Source organism: Bradyrhizobium sp. IC4060, assembly GCF_020193715.1.
Taxonomy (GTDB): Bacteria; Pseudomonadota; Alphaproteobacteria; order Rhizobiales; family Xanthobacteraceae; genus Bradyrhizobium; species Bradyrhizobium yuanmingense.
Genome location: NZ_JADYVJ010000005.1, coordinates 46,578 through 64,058, shown reverse-complemented (window position 1 = coordinate 64,058; position 17,481 = coordinate 46,578). Strand labels below are relative to the sequence as shown.

Annotated in this window: 12 protein-coding genes; 10 read left to right on the top strand and 2 right to left on the bottom strand. The window is 58.3% G+C overall.

Annotation, left to right across the window (positions count from 1 at the left end):
• From I6F16_RS18545 to I6F16_RS18535, 3 genes are read left to right on the top strand one after another with little or no spacing between them, the layout of a single operon-like run.
• Nucleotides 1-984, top strand: a complete 984-nt coding sequence (locus I6F16_RS18545) for a glycosyltransferase (protein WP_225114272.1) — start codon at nucleotides 1-3, stop codon at nucleotides 982-984.
• Between the two features lie 24 nt (nucleotides 985-1,008).
• Nucleotides 1,009-2,199 (top strand): glycosyltransferase family 4 protein, encoded by a 1,191-nt coding sequence (locus tag I6F16_RS18540; protein WP_311735309.1) that lies wholly within the window; start codon nucleotides 1,009-1,011, stop codon nucleotides 2,197-2,199.
• Nucleotides 2,196-2,921 carry a polysaccharide deacetylase family protein gene (locus tag I6F16_RS18535; RefSeq protein ID WP_225114270.1) on the top strand — a complete coding sequence of 242 codons (726 nt, stop codon included), beginning with the start codon at nucleotides 2,196-2,198 and terminating at the stop codon, nucleotides 2,919-2,921. Before I6F16_RS18540 ends, I6F16_RS18535 begins: the two co-directional genes overlap by 4 nt.
• 5 nt (nucleotides 2,922-2,926) lie before the next feature.
• Here the strand turns inward: I6F16_RS18535 and I6F16_RS18530 are convergent, their stop codons facing one another.
• Nucleotides 2,927-3,610, bottom strand: coding sequence for a class I SAM-dependent methyltransferase (locus I6F16_RS18530; RefSeq protein WP_057029397.1), 684 nt, complete (start codon nucleotides 3,608-3,610; stop codon nucleotides 2,927-2,929).
• A 2,372-nt stretch (nucleotides 3,611-5,982) separates the two neighbouring features.
• Between I6F16_RS18530 and I6F16_RS18520 the strand changes: the two genes are divergently transcribed.
• The 4 genes from I6F16_RS18520 to I6F16_RS18505 all read left to right on the top strand — a co-directional run bounded on the left by I6F16_RS18520 (nucleotide 5,983) and on the right by I6F16_RS18505 (nucleotide 13,538).
• Entirely contained in the window at nucleotides 5,983-6,999 is a 1,017-nt protein-coding gene (locus I6F16_RS18520) for an aldo/keto reductase (protein ID WP_225114268.1), read from the top strand.
• A gap of 771 nt (nucleotides 7,000-7,770) precedes the next feature.
• On the top strand, nucleotides 7,771-10,200 hold the full coding sequence (locus I6F16_RS18515; RefSeq protein ID WP_225114267.1) for an Ig-like domain-containing protein: 2,430 nt from the start codon (nucleotides 7,771-7,773) through the stop codon (nucleotides 10,198-10,200).
• A 93-nt stretch (nucleotides 10,201-10,293) separates the two neighbouring features.
• The gene (locus tag I6F16_RS18510) at nucleotides 10,294-12,228 is read left to right on the top strand and encodes a type I secretion system permease/ATPase (RefSeq protein ID WP_225114266.1); all 1,935 of its coding nucleotides are present in this window, start codon (nucleotides 10,294-10,296) and stop codon (nucleotides 12,226-12,228) included.
• Nucleotides 12,225-13,538: an HlyD family type I secretion periplasmic adaptor subunit gene (locus tag I6F16_RS18505; protein ID WP_225173927.1), complete on the top strand. Its 1,314-nt coding sequence runs from the start codon at nucleotides 12,225-12,227 to the stop codon at nucleotides 13,536-13,538. Before I6F16_RS18510 ends, I6F16_RS18505 begins: the two co-directional genes overlap by 4 nt.
• 329 nt (nucleotides 13,539-13,867) lie before the next feature.
• Here I6F16_RS18505 and I6F16_RS18500 read toward each other — a convergent pair whose 3' ends face one another.
• Nucleotides 13,868-14,245, bottom strand: coding sequence for a hypothetical protein (locus I6F16_RS18500; RefSeq protein WP_225173926.1), 378 nt, complete (start codon nucleotides 14,243-14,245; stop codon nucleotides 13,868-13,870).
• Nucleotides 14,246-14,568: 323 nt separating this feature from the next.
• Here I6F16_RS18500 and I6F16_RS18495 point away from each other — a divergent pair, with 323 nt between their 5' ends.
• The 3 genes from I6F16_RS18495 (at nucleotide 14,569) to I6F16_RS18485 (ending at nucleotide 17,475) form a co-directional block, all read left to right on the top strand.
• Nucleotides 14,569-15,171 (top strand): transglutaminase-like cysteine peptidase, encoded by a 603-nt coding sequence (locus tag I6F16_RS18495; RefSeq protein WP_225173925.1) that lies wholly within the window; start codon nucleotides 14,569-14,571, stop codon nucleotides 15,169-15,171.
• A 94-nt stretch (nucleotides 15,172-15,265) separates the two neighbouring features.
• On the top strand, nucleotides 15,266-16,063 hold the full coding sequence (locus tag I6F16_RS18490; RefSeq protein WP_225173924.1) for a hypothetical protein: 798 nt from the start codon (nucleotides 15,266-15,268) through the stop codon (nucleotides 16,061-16,063).
• Between the two features lie 338 nt (nucleotides 16,064-16,401).
• Entirely contained in the window at nucleotides 16,402-17,475 is a 1,074-nt protein-coding gene (locus I6F16_RS18485; RefSeq protein ID WP_225173923.1) for a glycosyltransferase family 2 protein, read from the top strand.
• Nucleotides 17,476-17,481: the final 6 nt, after the last annotated feature.

Genomic DNA, 17,481 nt, shown 5'->3' with positions numbered 1-17,481 from the left:
ATGAAGGTTTCCATTATCATACGAACTTACAATCGTGCGTACATCATCGGAGAAGCGATCGAGAGTGCCTTGAATCAGACGTATGGGAATTTCGAGATAATCGTCGTTGATGATGGATCCAAAGACGGCACGGCCGCAGCGGTGAAAAAGTTTCGAAGCGACAAAGTGCGTTACATTCGGCATGATCGCAATCGCGGGGTCAGTGCGGCAGGCAACACGGGTATAAAGGCCGCCAACGGCGATATCATTGCTCATCTGGATTCGGATGACCTGTGGAAGCCGGAGATGCTCAGCAGTCTCGTCGATGTTTTGCGTCGTCATCGTCAGATTGGCGCGGTGTTCTGTGACGTTGAGGTCGACCGTGGCAGATCCACGTCGTCAATTGTCTCAAGCATGCGTGCATTTCCGAAACTGCTCGCATCGCGCTCGCGCTCTGATTTCGATGTCTTTCTCTTCAGCAGCCGTGAGATGTATCTGTGTTTGCTGGAAGAAGTGCCTATCAAGCCGACTGCGGTATTGATCCGGCGCACTGTTCTGGATGAGCTTAGAGGTTATAATGAATCATGGTGTTCGGGCGAGGACTGGGAACTGTACCTGAGAATCTCGAAGCATCATGGATTTGGATACGTCGATCGCAAGCTCGCAGTTATGCGGGTACTCGAGGATTCAACCCTATCGAAATTCCAGGAGGAGGATAAGTCGTCCTTGCTGCAGCTGGCAGTGAGCGAGAAGAAGGGGCTTCGGCGAGATCGCGAAGCACTCGAAGCGGCAAATCGTGCAATCGCTCGGCATTGCAAGGATCTGGGATGGATCTATCTGCACTCGGGAAGACGAATGAAATCGATCTCAACCTACGCTCGCGGATTTGCCGAAACGGGACACGTACCTCTCGTTATGAGAGCCGGCGTGGCTCTTATGCCTCTGTCGCTTACTGCGGGTTTGAAAAAGCTACTTCTATCCAGCGATCGCTCGCTCGCTCCATGAGAGATCTTTCCGGCGAAGTGGTCGATGGTCCCTGTGTGCGTGAATAGAATGACTCAAAACCACATCTCCGACAGGCCGGCGGCACGGCGGATTGCATTCGCCACGATCGGGGATGGGCGCCTGGTCAGGTTCTGGTCCGGTACCCCGTTTCACATGTCGAGATCGCTCGCAGGTGAAGGTCATGAGGTGGTCCATATCGGTCCGTTGAGCGCACCGATACTGCCTTTATACAAGACGTATTCCAGGCTTTGCCGTGCCTTTCGCAGGCGCGGCCGTTCCCCGTTGCATGCGGGGGCGGTCGTTGCACAGTATGCAGCGGACTCAGCGCGTAAAATCCGAGCGGTGTCGCCCGATATCGTCTTCGCGCCGGCCGGCTCTACCTTCGCATGGAGTGTGCCTAACGGCGTTCCGCTCGTCTATGCGTCCGACGCGACCTTTCGGCTCATTGAGAACTACCATCCTAACTATCGAAACTTGTCGCGAGGTGCTCGGGACATCGCTGAACGCGTGGAGCGGGACACGATCGCGCGCGCGGATCTGATCCTCTACCCGTCGGAATGGGCAGCCGAATCTGCCATCAGGGACTACGGTGCCGACCGTAGCCGGGTGCATGTCATTCCTTGGGGCGCCAACCTCGAAGAAGCGCCGGATCGTGCCTCCGTGCTAGGTTGCCGCAAGCCGGGTCCCTGCCGTCTCCTCTTCATCGGCGCCAACTGGGAGGAGAAGGGCGCTGACATCGCGGTCGGCGTCCTCGCTGAACTGAGGAAGAGGGGCATGGAGGCGGAGCTCGTGATCTGCGGATGTACTCCGCCGAAGTCAGTTGCTCAGGATGGCCTGACGATCATCCCTTATCTCGACAAGTGTGATCGCGAACAGCGCAACCGACTGGATCAACTCTATCGGGACGCGGATCTATTTCTGCTGCCGACCCGGGCGGATTGCTATGGAATTGTGTTCTGTGAAGCCGCGGCCTATGGAGTACCGAGCATTGCGCCGGCCACTGGCGGCGTCCCCTGCGCTGTCCGTAAGGGGGAGACGGGCTTGTTGTTGCCCCCGAACGCGACGAAGGCGGACTATGCGGCGGTCATCTTCGAGACCTTTGCTAACCAGGATCGGCTGGCACGCCTGAGACAATCGAGCCGCGCCGCCTTCGAAGCCCGATTGAACTGGCAGGCTTGGGCCCGGCGGGTTTCAGATCTGATAGAAACTCTATGATCGTCTTGAATTATCATGAGCTGGTGGAAGCCTCGCCTTCGAACGCGTGGTGCCTGACTCATGAGGCGTTCGAAGTGCATCTCGCACTTTGCGGGGAAGCGCTGGTCTCGCCCCAGAATTTTCTGGAGCATTGCTCCGATCCGACATCCCACGGCACCGGCGCGGTCCTGTTGACTTTCGACGATGGATTTATTTCGGACTATACGCATGTCTACGCCCGTTACATGACGACCGGTCGTATTCCGGGTTTCATGTCCTTTATCCCGGTAGACTTTGTAGGCTCGCCGGGACGTATGAGTTGGGACATGATCGAGGAGCTTGACAAGGGGGGTGTTGCGATCGGCTCACATGGCATGGCCCACGTCGATTTGACGACTGTGTCGGACGTAGAGCTCGAGCGCGAGCTCGGTGTGTCCAAGTCGATGCTCGAGGATCGCCTCGGTCGACAGGTAGCTCTCTTCGCCTTCCCATATGGACGGTTTTCCCGACGGGTCTGGGAGGCCGCACTGAGGGCTGGCTACACACACCTCTTTACAATCCAGCTTGGATATCATCGCGGCTTCGAATCTTTTTTGTACTCCCGCCTTTGTATGACGAACAACATGGATGCGGAGTACATGCGCCGCCACTTGCGCGATCCGGATGCGATGCGCGGCGTTTCCTGGAAAATCAGCACAAAGCTCGGGCTCTATCACCAACTCATGCGCTTGCGGTATCACTAGCGAATTTAGTATTTTGGCGGTTTCAGTGCTGTGCAAAGCCAGGACATTGCCCGTTGAGTCGTCTTGGCCTCGTCGATCACCTCGAATGCTCGTTTTGCCTCCCGCAACACTGCCAATGATCGCCGTGATGCGGTGTAGTTCGAGACGATGATGCAGCCTCCCGGTTTGAGTGATTGCGCGTAACGCTCGAGCGACCGAACGGGGTCGCGCAAATAGAAAAGAGACTCGTTGAAGACGATGACATCGAAACGGCCGTCGGGTTCGTACACGTCGCCGTCAGCCTGAGAAAAGTCAGTGCGATCGTCGTTGTACAGACGGAGCTTCTCGATTGCCACGTCAGAGATGTCCACTCCGACATAGCGTTCATATCCAAGCTGCTTGAAGCGCTCGAATAGCATGCCGTCTCCGCAGCCGATCTCGAGGTACTCGCCGCCACGTCTAAAAGCGTCCATGAAACCAATGAGTGTCCAGTAGCGAGCTACTTCGCGCTGCATGTAGGTCCAGAGGCCATCGCTGTACTCGGCGTCCCAGGTGGATTTCGCTTTTGGGCTGTCACCGAACCCCTGCGCAGTCTCCCACTCGCTAACGGCACGCCCCAGCGCGTCGCCAAAAGGCAGCCGGGCCAATCCGAAGGCATAGTACGCGGCGCGCACCCGGCGCCATGCGTGGTAGTGAAGTGCTGCGAGCATTCCCAACCTGCCAACGCGTATTCGACGTCAGATAGTTTAATACAGGTGAAGTTATCGACAGATCAAGAGTGTACGGCGGGCGAGAACTGCAGATTTCATAGTACCTGTGAGGTGAGCTTCGCCCGGTCAATTCGCCTGCGCATCTCGGACCTTTGTCCGTGAGCCGCCAAGGAACGATTCCCGCAAATGTCTTGCGCTCCTATCGTTCCGTGATGGGATCGAGAGTACCACGCCCCGCAGAATCACAGCACGTCCCAATAACTCGCCCCGCTGCCAACGCGCGGGCATCATCAGGTAGTGGCTGGACGCTGCCACATCGGGTCTTCCGTTGCCGCGGATCGGGTCTAAAGCATTGTTTCTAGCTGAAAGCCGGCCGGGAGTATTGTCCGCGAAGAAGGTAGTGCTTTTGGCAGAAGCTACACACTCCGAATATTCGGAGAAATGGTTTGGCTTGTGCAATGCAGAAATTAAATGCCTATTAACAGTTGACGGATGTATTTAACTGCGCCTATCATTATTCGTTTTTGCAATTTGTGACAAGAAAATCAAAGCCATGAGTAATGGTTTTGCGGAAGCGATAATTTCCCTTTCATTGCATGCATTGCCAGGGCGGTTGCGCCTAAGCGTTAAACCCGGAGCGCTCGGTTACCGGCCATCGCTGTCCGCTTGGCATGCTAGCCCCCGACCAATTTTCGCTTGAAGGGAGTTGTCATGCAGATCGGGCCGGCGCTTTCAGGTGTATTAGGTACCACGACGATTGAGGAGTTGCGGCGCCCGGGAGCGCAGGATGCGATCGTGATCGGCGGGGGAGCCGCCGGGGGATTGGCGGCGCTCTTACTCGCCGAGGCTGGCCTGCGCGTGCTTGTGCTTGAGGCCGGGTGGCAGAATTCGCCGCGAACGACTGGGATGCGCCGAGCTATAGCCAGGATGAGCCGTAGGCTCGCGGACCCTGCGACACTTCGGTTGCTCCCTCCTGCGGTTGTTCCCTTTGGCAAGATGGCCTTGAGAGGCCTCGGCATGTTGCGCCAGCCCATCCAATCTCGCTGCAGCATCTGGGGCCGAGCACCGGACTCGTTTGTAGATGATCATGACCTGCCTTACGTGACGCCACGGAGCCAACCTTTTGTCTGGATACGCGCGCGAACGCTCGGCGGACGCGTGGGCCTTCCAGGGCACGGCCGGCAATACTATCGGCTGAACTCCTCCGACCTTGCGCCGTGTGATGGATTGAGCGCGCCTTGGCCGCTAGAGCCGGGTGAGTTGGACCCCTGGTATTCGATGGTCGAGCGACGGCTAGCGCTTGCCGGTGCCATGGATGGCGTACCATGGCAGCCTGACAGTCACCTCTCGCGAGAACTTGAACCTTCACCGAATCAGTTCGCGCTGATGGCAGCGATCCGCGCACGGTGGCCTCACTCGCGGCCGATGCTCACGCGCTTTGCCGCACCGCTGGATGCCTTGGAAACTGCTGCTCTTACAGGGCGCCTTCGATGCCGTGAGGGCGCAGTCGTACGGCAAATCGATGTTGATCGATCAGGTCGCGTACGCGGCGTAGTCTGGTTCGATCAACAAAGTGGAACCGACGTACGTGCTTGCGCTCCGTTGGTCTTTCTGTGCGCGTCCTCGTTAGAGTCGACACGAATACTCTTGCTTTCGCGTTCATCCAAAGGGGGCCAAGGGCTCGGTGCAGGATCTGACGCGCTGGGGCGCTACTTGATGGACCATATTGTCGTAACTGGGTGGGGTGGAGGTGCGCCGCTGAAGCCCAGCCCAGTGCTCGAAGATGGGTGCGCGATTTACCTTCCACGCTTCGATGCGCGCGACGGGCCCGCGCCCCTCGGCGGGCGAGGTTTTGGCGTGCAGTTGTATCAATTTCCAGGAGGGCACGGGCGTTCCCATTTTACTGCGGTTAGCTTCGGTGAAATGCTTCCTCGTGCCGAAAACCGAGTAACGCTACATCCTACACGACGGGATATATGGGGAATCCCCGTATTGCATATCGACTGCCGCTATAGCGAAGCGGATTTGGCGCGTGCCCGCGATCAGGCAGCTGCCATACGCGAGATCGCCGCAACATCTGGCGTGACGTTGAGCCGCGTTAATGAACGGCCGGCTCCGCCTGGCTCCGCGATTCATGAATGCGGGACCGCCCGGATGGGTATCGACCCCGCGACCTCCGTGCTCGATCCAAATAACCAGTGCTGGGACGCACAGGGATTGTACGTTACGGATGGTGCCTGTTTCCCGTCCCAGGGCACGCAGAATCCCACGTTGACCATTCTCGCTCTGACCGCGCGCGCATGCCATCATGCGGTGAGCACCGTCGCCCAAACAAAGCGAGAAGCTGCATTCGGACTAGCCGGAGGCGCGTCATGACGGTGGCTGCTGCCGCGCCGTTTCGAGAAATCCTTCCGCGAAACATGCTCCCCCTAGGTTTTGGATCCGGCGCACTGTTGAGCAAGCGACGAACCCGCCGTGAGGCTCTTAAGTTGCTCGAAGCAGCTATGGATTGTGGGGTCACATATTTTGATACTGCGCGAATGTATGGCGCCGGTCGCGCAGAGGGCATTCTGGGAGAGTTGGCGGCGCGAAAGCGGGAGCGCCTGGTTCTGGCAAGCAAGGCGGGCATTGTCCCACAAAGTCATGCACTTCATGTCCGCGCAATGGGTCGTAGCATTCGTCTTCTGCACAATGTCGCGCCAAGCTCAAAGAATTACCTGCCTGTGCCGTCCAACTATCTGCCGCGTTTCGGAGCCTTTGGTCTCGTGGAGTTCCGAAAAAGTGTCGAGACTAGTCTCAAGGAATTGCGTACAGACTATCTCGATATTCTACTCCTGCACGAGTGCAGCGCTGCCGACGTAGGGGAAACGGACCTGATCCGTCTTCTCGATGATCTCAAGCGTGAAGGGAAGGTTCGCGCCATTGGCATAGCGACAGGCATAGAGGAGACGGTGTCCATCCTCCAAAGACATGCAGCGCTGTTCGACGTTGTGCAGATTCCAAATGCCATCTGGAATATGAACGTCAGGAAAGTTCCGGCAACTAACCGCCTCGTGATTACGCATTCGTCTCTTACCAGCCGATTTAAAATACTGCTTGATCGATTGTTGTCCGATGAGCGGATGGCGGCTGAATGGCGTTCGCTGACGCAGGTAGATCCACGTGATTCGACAGAACTGGCTCATCTACTGCTGGCCCATGCGCTGAATGCAAATCCAAACGGGATCGTCATCTTTTTCTCATCCAATCCGTCGAATGTTGTGGCAAACGTGAGATCTGTCAGCAGTCGAGCTATCGACGAGAAGCAGATCGCGGGTTTGAACGCATTATTGGCGAGAAAGCATGTTGCCGAATTTCTTGACGCGAGCTTTCGAGATCTGAGTTTCTGATCGGTGCAGACCGACGACGGTGGCTTGACTTTGCATCAGTCAGACGCGGCGGAGTATGGTCAGGTCGTCGGCAGGACCTGATCGAACATCTTGTTGCGACCCTGCCGGGGAAGCGGGTGACTGTGTGCTGGGCTCGGGGGACATCAACGATCAGGATAATCGGCGCGCGCTCGTAACTCTCGATCTGAATGGTGTGTCCGCAACGGTATTTGCTTTGCTTGGCGTTTTTGGATGGCGCTGGATGGGCCATTACCTGAATCGGGCAATATGGGTTCGGATTGTTCGCAGCGCGATGTGTGCTCAAATGCTCTTGCTCGACGCTCGCGCTCTTGATTGTCCGGACAAAAATTATGTCGTGTTTGGCGGCGGATAATCTTGTGGATCGAAATATTTAATTGGTTTTCTGCTGTGGCGCCGTCGACGACACTTGGTAAGCTGTTGTCTAGTGGCGAAGGCGTAACATCGATTCCGGCATACTTTTGTATATCTTCGACCGCTCTGTGTGGCCCTCGTTCAATGCGGTGCACGAGTGGTTGATCGGACTGAAGAAATTTCCTGCATTTAATTCGCGCGATGCGAATGTGTCTAGGGTAGCTCAGGAAATTACCTTGGGTGAGCCGTCGTGTCGTCGCAAAAAAGCCTCCACCCGCCGGGAAGACGCACCCCAACGGCGCTGCGCCAGCAGAGTCGCACTTGGGGTCGCGTCGCTTGGGGAAACAATTGGGCGCGTGCCAGGGGCAAACCAGATTGAAATTAACAGGAGAAAACTAGATGGCATCCATTCCTCTGACATGGAATGATCCGATGTTTAGCGACCAGACCAATTCGGGGACGGTCTGGCTTGGAAATGGAGAGACGATTTCGGGTGTGAGCATTTCCGACCAGAGCGACACTGTCGCCGTCGGAGGGAGCGGCTCGTTCACCATCGACGACGTCCGTATTTCTTCAAGGGAAGGCGTGCGCATTGGGGGCAGCGGTGATGTCACCATCAACAATACGTACATCGAGACAACGGGACTGTCGGGCGATCACGCCGACGGAATTCAGGCCTATGCTCCCGGCGCCACCGGGAATCTGACCATTACAAACTCGACGATTGTATCGCACGACCAGAATGCCACTGCTGGGCTGTTCATCGCAGATGGTTATAGCGGAACGTTCACTTTCAATAACGTGGTGTTCGACGGTGGCCCATTTGGTCTGCGCATTGCCGCGGACGCAGGAGCCGGTCACGATGACTACCTCGCCCTCAAGGACGTGTATTTTGTGGGGCCATTTGCGTATGGCGCGCTTTGGTTGGAGGAGGTCAATGCGAACATACACATCACGCAATGGGAGAATGTTCGCTACGCAACGATCGTGGACGGTCAACTCATCCCGGGCGACCTTATCCCGCCTCCGCTTCCGGTTGAAGGACCGACCGCACCCAGCACGCCGACCGTGCCGGATGCTCCGACTATCGCGTCGTTCTCGACCGACAGCGGCACCGCTGGCGACAAGATTACCAACGACAATACCATCGAGCTCAAGGGCACCGCGGCTGCCGGCAGCACGGTCAAGATCTACGACGGTACGACCCAAATTGGTTCGACGACTACGGACTCGAGCGGCAGTTGGGACTACATCACCAAGATCCTGACCGACGCCAAACATACGCTGACCGCAACGGCGACCAGCTCGTCGGGTCAGACCAGCGCGGCGTCGTCTGCGTTGGCAATCACTATCGATACCAAGGCTCCGACTGCGCCGACCATTGCCAGCCATACCGTGAACACCGCCAATCAGGTGGTGATGTCGGGCAGTGCCGAAGCGAGCAGCGTCGTGAAGGTGTTCGACGGCACGACCCAGATCGGGACCGCGACTGCCAACAGCACCGGCGGGTGGAGCTATACAACCAGCGCCCTTGCGGCCGGTTCGCACAGCCTTACCGCGACGGCAACGGATGCAGCAGGCAATACCGGCCCGGCGTCCACTGCGTTCACCGCCAGCATCACCGGCACCTCGGCGCCAGCCACACCGACCTCGCCGACGTCACCGACGTCGCCGACTGCCGGCACGGTGGTCGAGTCAGCTGGCGCGACAACTCTCGTTGAGAGCGGCGGCAAATATTACCTCAATGGCAGCACCGGATCGGGCCCCACGCTGAAGGACAACGGTGTGCAGTTTGTGAAGGGGTCGGATGGCACCTGGACTCCCATCGGTGCGGAGAAGACGGCGACGGGCTATGTGGTTGCGTGGAAGGAGACGAGCACGGGTCAGTACACGGCGTGGAACACCGACAACAACGGCAACTACGTGTCCCATGTCAGCTCCCTGACCGGCTCCACAGACGGTGGCTCGGTGTCGGGTACTGACTCTGGCCTTAAGTCGCTCGAGACGAGCTTCCATCAGGATCTGAACGGTGACGGGCAGGTAGGTACTTCCACTGCGACCATCCCGACGTCGCCAACCCCGACGACTGGCAAGGTCGTCGAATCGGCTGGTGTGACAAGTCTCGTTGAGAGTGGCGGCAAATACTACCTCAACGGCAGCACCGGCACTGGCCCGACGCTAAAGGATGACGGCGTGGATTTCGTGGGCGGGTCCGATGGCACCTGGACTCCCATTGGAGCGGAGAAGACGGCGACGGGCTATCAAGTTGCCTGGAAGGAGACGAGCACCGGTCAGTACACGGCGTGGAATACCGACAATAACGGCAACTACGTGTCTCATGTCAGCTCCCTGACCGGCTCCACGGACGGTGGCTCGGTGTCGGGTACGGACTCTGGCCTCAAGACGCTGGAGACCAGCTTCCATCAGGACCTGAACAGTGACGGGCAGATCGGTACGTCCAGCGTAGCTACGTCATCCACTGCAACCGGTAGCAACGCGGCTATTGCGGGCAGTACGTTCATCGCTTCGCCGGGCAACACGACCCTGACCAGCACTTCCGGCGATGACACCTTCGTTGGCAGCAGCCAGGCCGATACTTTCGTGTTTGGCGCGAACTTCGGCAACGACGTCATCAAGGGCTTCGTTGCCCGCGGACCTGCTCACGACACGATCGAGTTCAGCAAGAGTGTGTTCGACAGTTTTGCCAGCGTTCTTTCCCACGCGACCCAGTCCGGCACCGATGTCGTGATCGCGACGGGGAGCGATACGCTCACGCTGAAGAACGCCAAGCTCGGCTCGTTGACCAGCAACGACTTCCACTTCGCGTAGGGGACGGCATCCACAGAAAGCAATCTTCAACAACTGCCTTGGGGGATCTCTTGAGGGATCTTCCAACAAAGGCGCGTTTCAGGGGCAGAAGCCATGATTGACTTTGGACGGCGGGGGGTATTCCCCCCGCCCGCAAATCTCTATCGAATTCCATTTCTTCACATATCAGGACTCTGGTCAGCCGGACGGCAGTGGGCGGAAAACGCTCAACTGCAGACGCCGCAACTGATCGGCTGGGCAAAGGGCCTGATCGAAGTGCTGCGGTCACGGATATTCGCTGGTCGACCCCGGCCAGTGGATCACTATGACGAGTCGCAGTCAGAGTTGTCGGCGTTCCTGCGGTCTTGCCGCCGGATCTTCTGGGCGCTAGCGGCATTCAGCGGCATGAGCAACCTTCTCATGCTCACCGGCTCGTTCTTCATGCTGCAAGTCTATGATCGGGTGCTGCCCGGACGCAGTATACCGACCCTTGTCGCTCTGTTGGCTCTGGCAACGGTGCTCTACCTGTTTCAGGGCGGGCTCGACTTCGTCAGGAGCAGGATCAGCGCCCGGGTGGGCCGGTATTTCGATGAAAGTCTCGGGATTCGCATCTTCGACGCTCTTGTTCGCCTGCCTTTGAAGACCAGAGCGGATGGCGACGGCCTGCAGCCGGTGCGGGACCTCGATCAGGTCCGCAGCTTCCTGTCGAGCGGAGGGCCGACGGCGCTCTTCGATCTGCCCTGGATGCCGATCTATCTCGGCGTCTGCTTCCTCTTTCACTTCTGGATTGGCATCACTGCGCTGGCTGGTGCGTTGGTGCTGGTCGGCATTACGATGCTCACGGAAACGCGTACCCGAGGTCCGGCAAAGGCGAGCTCGCGTCTTGCCATTTCGCGAACTGCCCTCGCGCTCGAGGGACGGCGCAATGCCGAAGTTCTGCAGGCCATGGGTATGCGGCAACAAGCGGCTTTGCGTTGGCAGGATGCCAACGCAAAGTACCTCGCAGCCCATGAACGGGCCAGCGATGTCGCAAACGGACTCGGTGGTGCCTCGAAGATTTTCCGCGCGATCTTGCAATCGCTGGTTCTTGCCGTTGGCGCCGTCCTCGTCATCAACCAGGAATCGACGGCCGGCATCATCATTGCCGGATCGATCCTCACCGCGAGGGCCCTTGCGCCTGTCGAAATGGCAATTGCGAACTGGAAGGGGTTCGTCGCGGCGCGCCAATCGGGACAACGACTCGATTATTTGCTGAAGCTTCTTCCTCAGGAGGAGGAGCGGTTGGCATTGCCTGCGCCTGTGGAAACCCTTAGCGCCGAGAACCTCTATATCAGTGCTCCGAACTCCGAGAGACCCACTCTCAGCGAAGTGTCATTCCAGCTGCGGAGTGGGCAGGCGGTCGGAATCATCGGTCCGAGCGGATCCGGCAAGTCGACGCTGGCGCGTGCGCTGGTTGGCGTGTGGCCGTGCATTCGAGGCAGGATCCGGCTCGACAACGCCGCCCTCGATCACTGGTCTTCGGACGACCTCGGCAAGCACATCGGTTATCTGCCCCAAGACGTAGAATTGTTCGACGGCAGCATTGCGATGAACATTGCACGCTTCGACCCGAACGCAACCGCCGCCGCTGTTCTGGAAGCCGCCCGCGCCGCGGGCGCGCATGACCTCGTCCTCTCACTGCCGGACGGGTACAGCACGAAGATCGGCGAGGGAGGGCTGGCGCTGTCGGCGGGGCAGCGGCAGCGTATCGCGCTTGCGCGCGCTTTTTACGGGAAACCCTTCCTGGTCGTGCTTGACGAACCCTCTTCCAATCTCGATGCGGAGGGCGAGGAGGCTCTGACAGAGGCGATCCTGAACGTGCGACGCCGCGGAGGGATTGTAGCCGTTGTCGCTCATCGGCCGAAGGCGCTGGAAGGTGTGGACCATGTATTGTGCCTCGGCGAAGGCAGAGTTCAGTCCTTCGGCAAGCGAGAGGAGGTACTCAAGAGAGTGCTGCGGACTCCGGTGCCGCTGAAGGTCGTCGCAGAAGCTCAAGGAGGCGGCCGATGAACGATCAGATAGCGCCGGCGTTGCAGTCCATCCAACGTTACATGATCGTCGGAATGATCATGTTCGCTTTGGTGACTTTTGGGGTCGGCGGCTGGGCGACGACTTCCCAGTTGTCGGGCGCGGTGATCGCGCAGGGCGTGGTCGTGGTGGATTCGAGCGTCAAGAAGGTCCAGCACGCCACGGGTGGAATCGTCGGAGAGTTGCGCGTGCGCCAGGGCGATCGGGTCAATGCAGGCGACATTCTGATCCGCCTCGACGAGACGCAGACGCTCGCGAATGCGACGATCGTCACCAATAGCATCGACGAATTGCTGGCGCGGCAGGCCCGTCTCGAGGCCGAGCGCGACAGTGCCGAGCAGGTCGTGTTTCCAAAGGTACTGCTCGACCGAGCCAAAGAGAGCAACTCCGAGGCGAGCCGTGCAATCGCCGCGGAGCGGAAGCTGTTCGACCTGCGTCGTCAGGCGAGGAGCGGCCAAAAAGCGCAGTTGCAGGAGAAGAGCGCGCAGTTGGAGAACGAAATCAAGGGCTATATGGGGCAGACGGAGGCCAAGCAGAAGGAGGTGGAGTTCATCCGACAGGAGCTGGAGGGCGTGCGCAGCCTCTGGCAGAAGAACCTGGTGCCGATCACCCGGCTCAATTCCCTGGAGCGCGACTCCGCCCGCATCGAGGGCGAGCGCAGCCAGCTCGCAGGAATGATCGCTCAGTCGAAGGGCAAGATCTCCGAAATCGGACTCCAGATCATTCAGATCGACCAGGACCTCCGTACCGAGGTCGGCAAGGACCTGATCGAAACCCGCTCGAAACTCTCCGAGCTGGGCGAACGCAAGACTGCGGCGGTGGATCAGTTGAATCGGGTCGATATCCGGGCGCCACAATCCGGTCGCGTCCACGAGCTCAGCGTCCACACGGTCGGGGGGGTGATCTCTCCGGGCGAGCAAATCATGCTGATCGTTCCTGACGCGGACTCGCTCGCGGTCGAAGTCAAGATCGCACCGAAGGATATCGATCAGGTCTACGTGGGGCAGACCGCTACAATGCGCTTCGCAGCGTTCAACCAGAAGACCACGCCCGAAATCGACGGCGAGGTCAGCATGGTCTCGGCAGACATCACGCAGGATCAGCGTGCCGGCACGAGTTACTACACAGGCCGCGTCTTGCTGAAGACGGAAGAGCTGGCGAAGCTCGGCTCGGCCAAGTTGCTGCCCGGCATGCCTGTCGAGGTCTTCATCAAGACGGCAGCGCGGACCGCGTTGTCCTACCTGCTCAAGCCGCTACACGATCAGGCGCAGCGCGCATTCAAAGAGCGCTGAGCCCTTTGGATTTGAAATGACACAGCCCCGAGTGGACCCGCACTCGGGGCTGAGAGGAATCTCAAGAGTTTGTCCATTGCTGCGAATAACATTGATGTTCAAGACGAAAAAAGAAGCCCAAATGAAAAGATAACGACGGGCTTGCAGGCGTGCCGTGAGCTGGGTGAACACCGAGGAGAGCTGCTCGCTGCGGATAGCTCGCCGCTCGTCGCATTGCATCCGAAGCCTATCGTTTGGCTTCGACCGCCCGGAGCTCAAGATTGCGCCGCGAGATCGATCGAGTCGATGCGGGGCAGACCGCAACGTTGGCCGCATCAACGAGCACCGAGCTAACGACGAGCCCCTGCAATGAGGCTGGAGGTGGACGGCGTGGCTTGAGGGGGCTCTGGCCGCCAGGAACGAGCCACAAGGGTGGACAGCTTTCGCACCTTCGTCAGGCTTGATTGGGCGTGTCTGAGCAGCCGCCAGAGATTGGCTGGGGTGAGCCTGGCAGTACCGATCCCCGTCGTCAGTGCCGAGAGCAAAGCTCCTGCGCGCGCACGGACCGAGTATGGCGCAGGCTTGCTGTGTTGGCCGGCGGACCAGCTAGCCGCCCGGCGGTGCAGCCCGCTCAGCACATCCATTCGCTTGTTGTGCAGAGTCATCGCTGTGACGAAGACAAGCAGGATGGCTTCAGCCCCCAAAATGACGAGCAGTTCTTCCGGCATGTGCAATCTCGATTGTGAGGCGGAGAGGTCGTTCGGAATACGATCTGCCGGGGGGCACATTAAATCAACGATTAATTCGTCGGAACCGTTAAATTGTCGCCTTATTTGCCGGCGATGCGCCGGGGCCGGGACGCGTCTGCGGGGGCGATCTGCTTGTGGCTGTACTGGGTAATGTGCAAACGGATTATTTCTTCCTGTTGCTTATATTTAATTGACAATTAAATTAAATAAATTAAAGATGAAATATGGTTGCCGCGGGACTGTCGGTGTCAGCCTGCCAGCGGATCCGAACCTCAGTTTTGCGTTTGCGAGGGGATCGGCAGATGTATCGAACCTTCGGCTCCGTCGTGGCGGTCGCTATCATGCTCGGCGGAGTTCAATGGGCGGGGGCGGGGCGCATGTCCTTGCCGGCGACGCCGCGGTCAGGGCAGCACATTGAACTGGGAAACCCGACGCTGCCGCCCCTTGCGTACACGGTGTTCTGCCTGCGCTACGAGGCGGAATGTCTTCCGCCGCGCTCGTTTCGCGGTGGGCCGATCCGGCTGACCGAGGACCGCTGGGCGGCTCTGCAGGAGGTCAATCGCGCGGTCAATCTCGCCATCGTGCCGGCGCGCAACGAGCTCGGCCTTGCCGGCGAGGAATGGGTCCTCAACCCGAAGCACGGCGATTGCAATGACTACGCCGTGAGCAAGCGCCACGAATTGCTTCGGCGCGGCTGGCCTGCGCGAGTCCTGCTACTGAGCGAAGTCGTCGTCAGTTCCGGAGAGCACCACCTCGTGCTTCTCGTGCGCACGCGAAATGGCGATTTCGTTCTCGACAATCTATCACCCGAAATCAAACCATGGTCGCGCGTTCACTATCGCTGGGTTCGGGTACAAATGCCACGCCACATTCTGTGGGCGAGAATCGAAGGGAAGGGAGCATGAACCCGACAACCATTCAATGAAATATCTCTGGCGAAGATCGCCTGCGGTGTGAACGCGCAATCCGCATGGTCGCAATCATTTGAAGGGGAAATCTGTGAAGAAATTATCGCGTTGGCGAGGCTTTGGCTGGGCGCAAATAGCCGCCGGCTTGTGTTACGCGGGTTCCGCACTGGCGGATCAAACACTTTCCTCCAGCCAAGCGCCAGGTCCTGCCTCCTCGCGTTTGCCTTCTCCTGCGTCGGCTCCTCCACTCTCATTTGATGACCCCCGCTTTGCTGGAAATTCCTCCGAGCCATACACCCGTTACGGGAAGTTCTTCAGCAACGGTGAAGTCGTCGAGCATCGTTCCTGGGATCACAACAACGATGGAAGCTCGGTCGTTTGCGGGGATTGCACTCTGAAAAATTCCCGCATTCGATCCAACGAGGGATTCCGGTGTATTGGCTCCGACGGTATTGGCGGCATCAACATTGATGGCGTCTACATCGAAACCAAAGGTTTGCCGGGCGATCACGCAGACGGGCTTCAGTGTTATGATCCTGGCAAAACCAACGCCATCACGGTTCGCAATACAACATTCAAGACCTACAACAACACCAATGCAACGGCCGGATTCTTCTACGCTGATGGATTAGGGGGCTCAGTTAGCTTTGAGAAAGTCCTGTTCTGGGGCGGACCTTACGGGTTGCGAATGCATCCCGATGGCATGAACGTCACTGTTTCCCTTAAGGATGTGTATTTCGTTGGCCCGTTCCTATACGGCGCATTTCTGATCAACAATGCGGGCGGCGGAACAATGACGATCACCAAATGGGAAAACGTCAGGAGTGCAACCATCGTCAATGGCCAGCTCGTCCCGGGGAGTTTGCTTCCTCAGCCTCGGATCCGCTGATCCATTTTCCTGCCCCAGCCCCGCGGCTTGCATTCTCGGATTAAGGTCGCTCGTCCGGAAATAATAACTTGCAAATTAAACCAATTTAATAATATAAATGTTTAATAGTGGGTTCCGGTCGGTTATGCCATACCGAAGACGAGGAAGACTGAGCGCGCACTTAGCATGGCCGACCTGGGTCGCCAGGCACTCACCACATTGATGAGCCAATTCCGGATGGTTTGGCGACCATCAGGAAGGACGGGCCTGACAAATCGCGTTCGAGCGAGATGGTTGTCGAAGATGGGTTCGGTCGAACATTGAAGGGGGGCCTGACGTATCGCATGAGGCTGAATCCCATGTCGGATGCAATCTATCGGGCCGCTGAGCCCGACATTTCGATCATCATCGTGAGCTACAACACGCGCACCATGACGCTCGAATGTATTCGATCTGTCTTTGCACAAACAACGACAGTACTCTACGAAGTCATCGTTTTCGATAACGCTTCAACAGACGGATCTCCGGAAGCCATTCGCGCAAACTTCCCTCAACTCGAGCTCATCGCGTCGCAAGAAAATCTTGGGTTTGCCGGCGCCAACAACATCGCCGCGATGCGGGCGCGGGGGCGCCGGTTTCTGCTGCTCAACCCGGACACCCTGATCTTGAATCATGCAATCGATCATCTGCACGAGTTCGCAGATGCGAATCCGCGCTTTGGGATCTGGGGCGGGCGCACCGTGCTGTCTGACGGCCGCTTGAATCCTGGCTCCTGTTGGGGAGATGCCACCTTATGGAGCATCTTCTGTTTTGCTACTGGTCTGACCAGCTTGAAGCGCAGCAGCTCGGTTTTCAATCCCGAAGGATACGGTGGTTGGAAGCGTGACAGCATTCGTGCAGTCGACATTGTCACGGGCTGCTTTCTTCTCATAGACCGCGAACTTTGGAAGCAACTTGACGGCTTTGATCCCGAGTTTTTCATGTACGGTGAAGAAGCGGACTTGTGCCGCCGGGCGCGCAAGCTTGGTGCATCCCCAACCATCACGCCTGCAGCTACCATCATTCATTACGGCCAGTCTTCCGAGCCCGATCAAGCAGAGCAACGCATCAAGGTCCTTGCCGGCCGGATCACGCTGCTGCGGCGCCACAATTCTGTTGCGACGATTCTCGTAGGCAAGACACTTTACATGCTTCTCCCCCTCCTTCGCTTGCTTGCGTACGGAACGGCCGGCCTGATCTCCGGCAGAAGTGATTTGCGTGAAAAGGCGCGAAACTGGCGCTATGTCTGGCAGCATCGTCAACGTTGGGTGAATGGCTGGAGCAATGTCGGCGTGAGGAGAGCGCGCGGCAATCCGCGCAACAACCTGCCAGAGGAGGTAGCTGCTGTGGAACGTCCGTTAGGGGACGCGTTATCCCGCTCGCGCCAGGGATAGCCACTG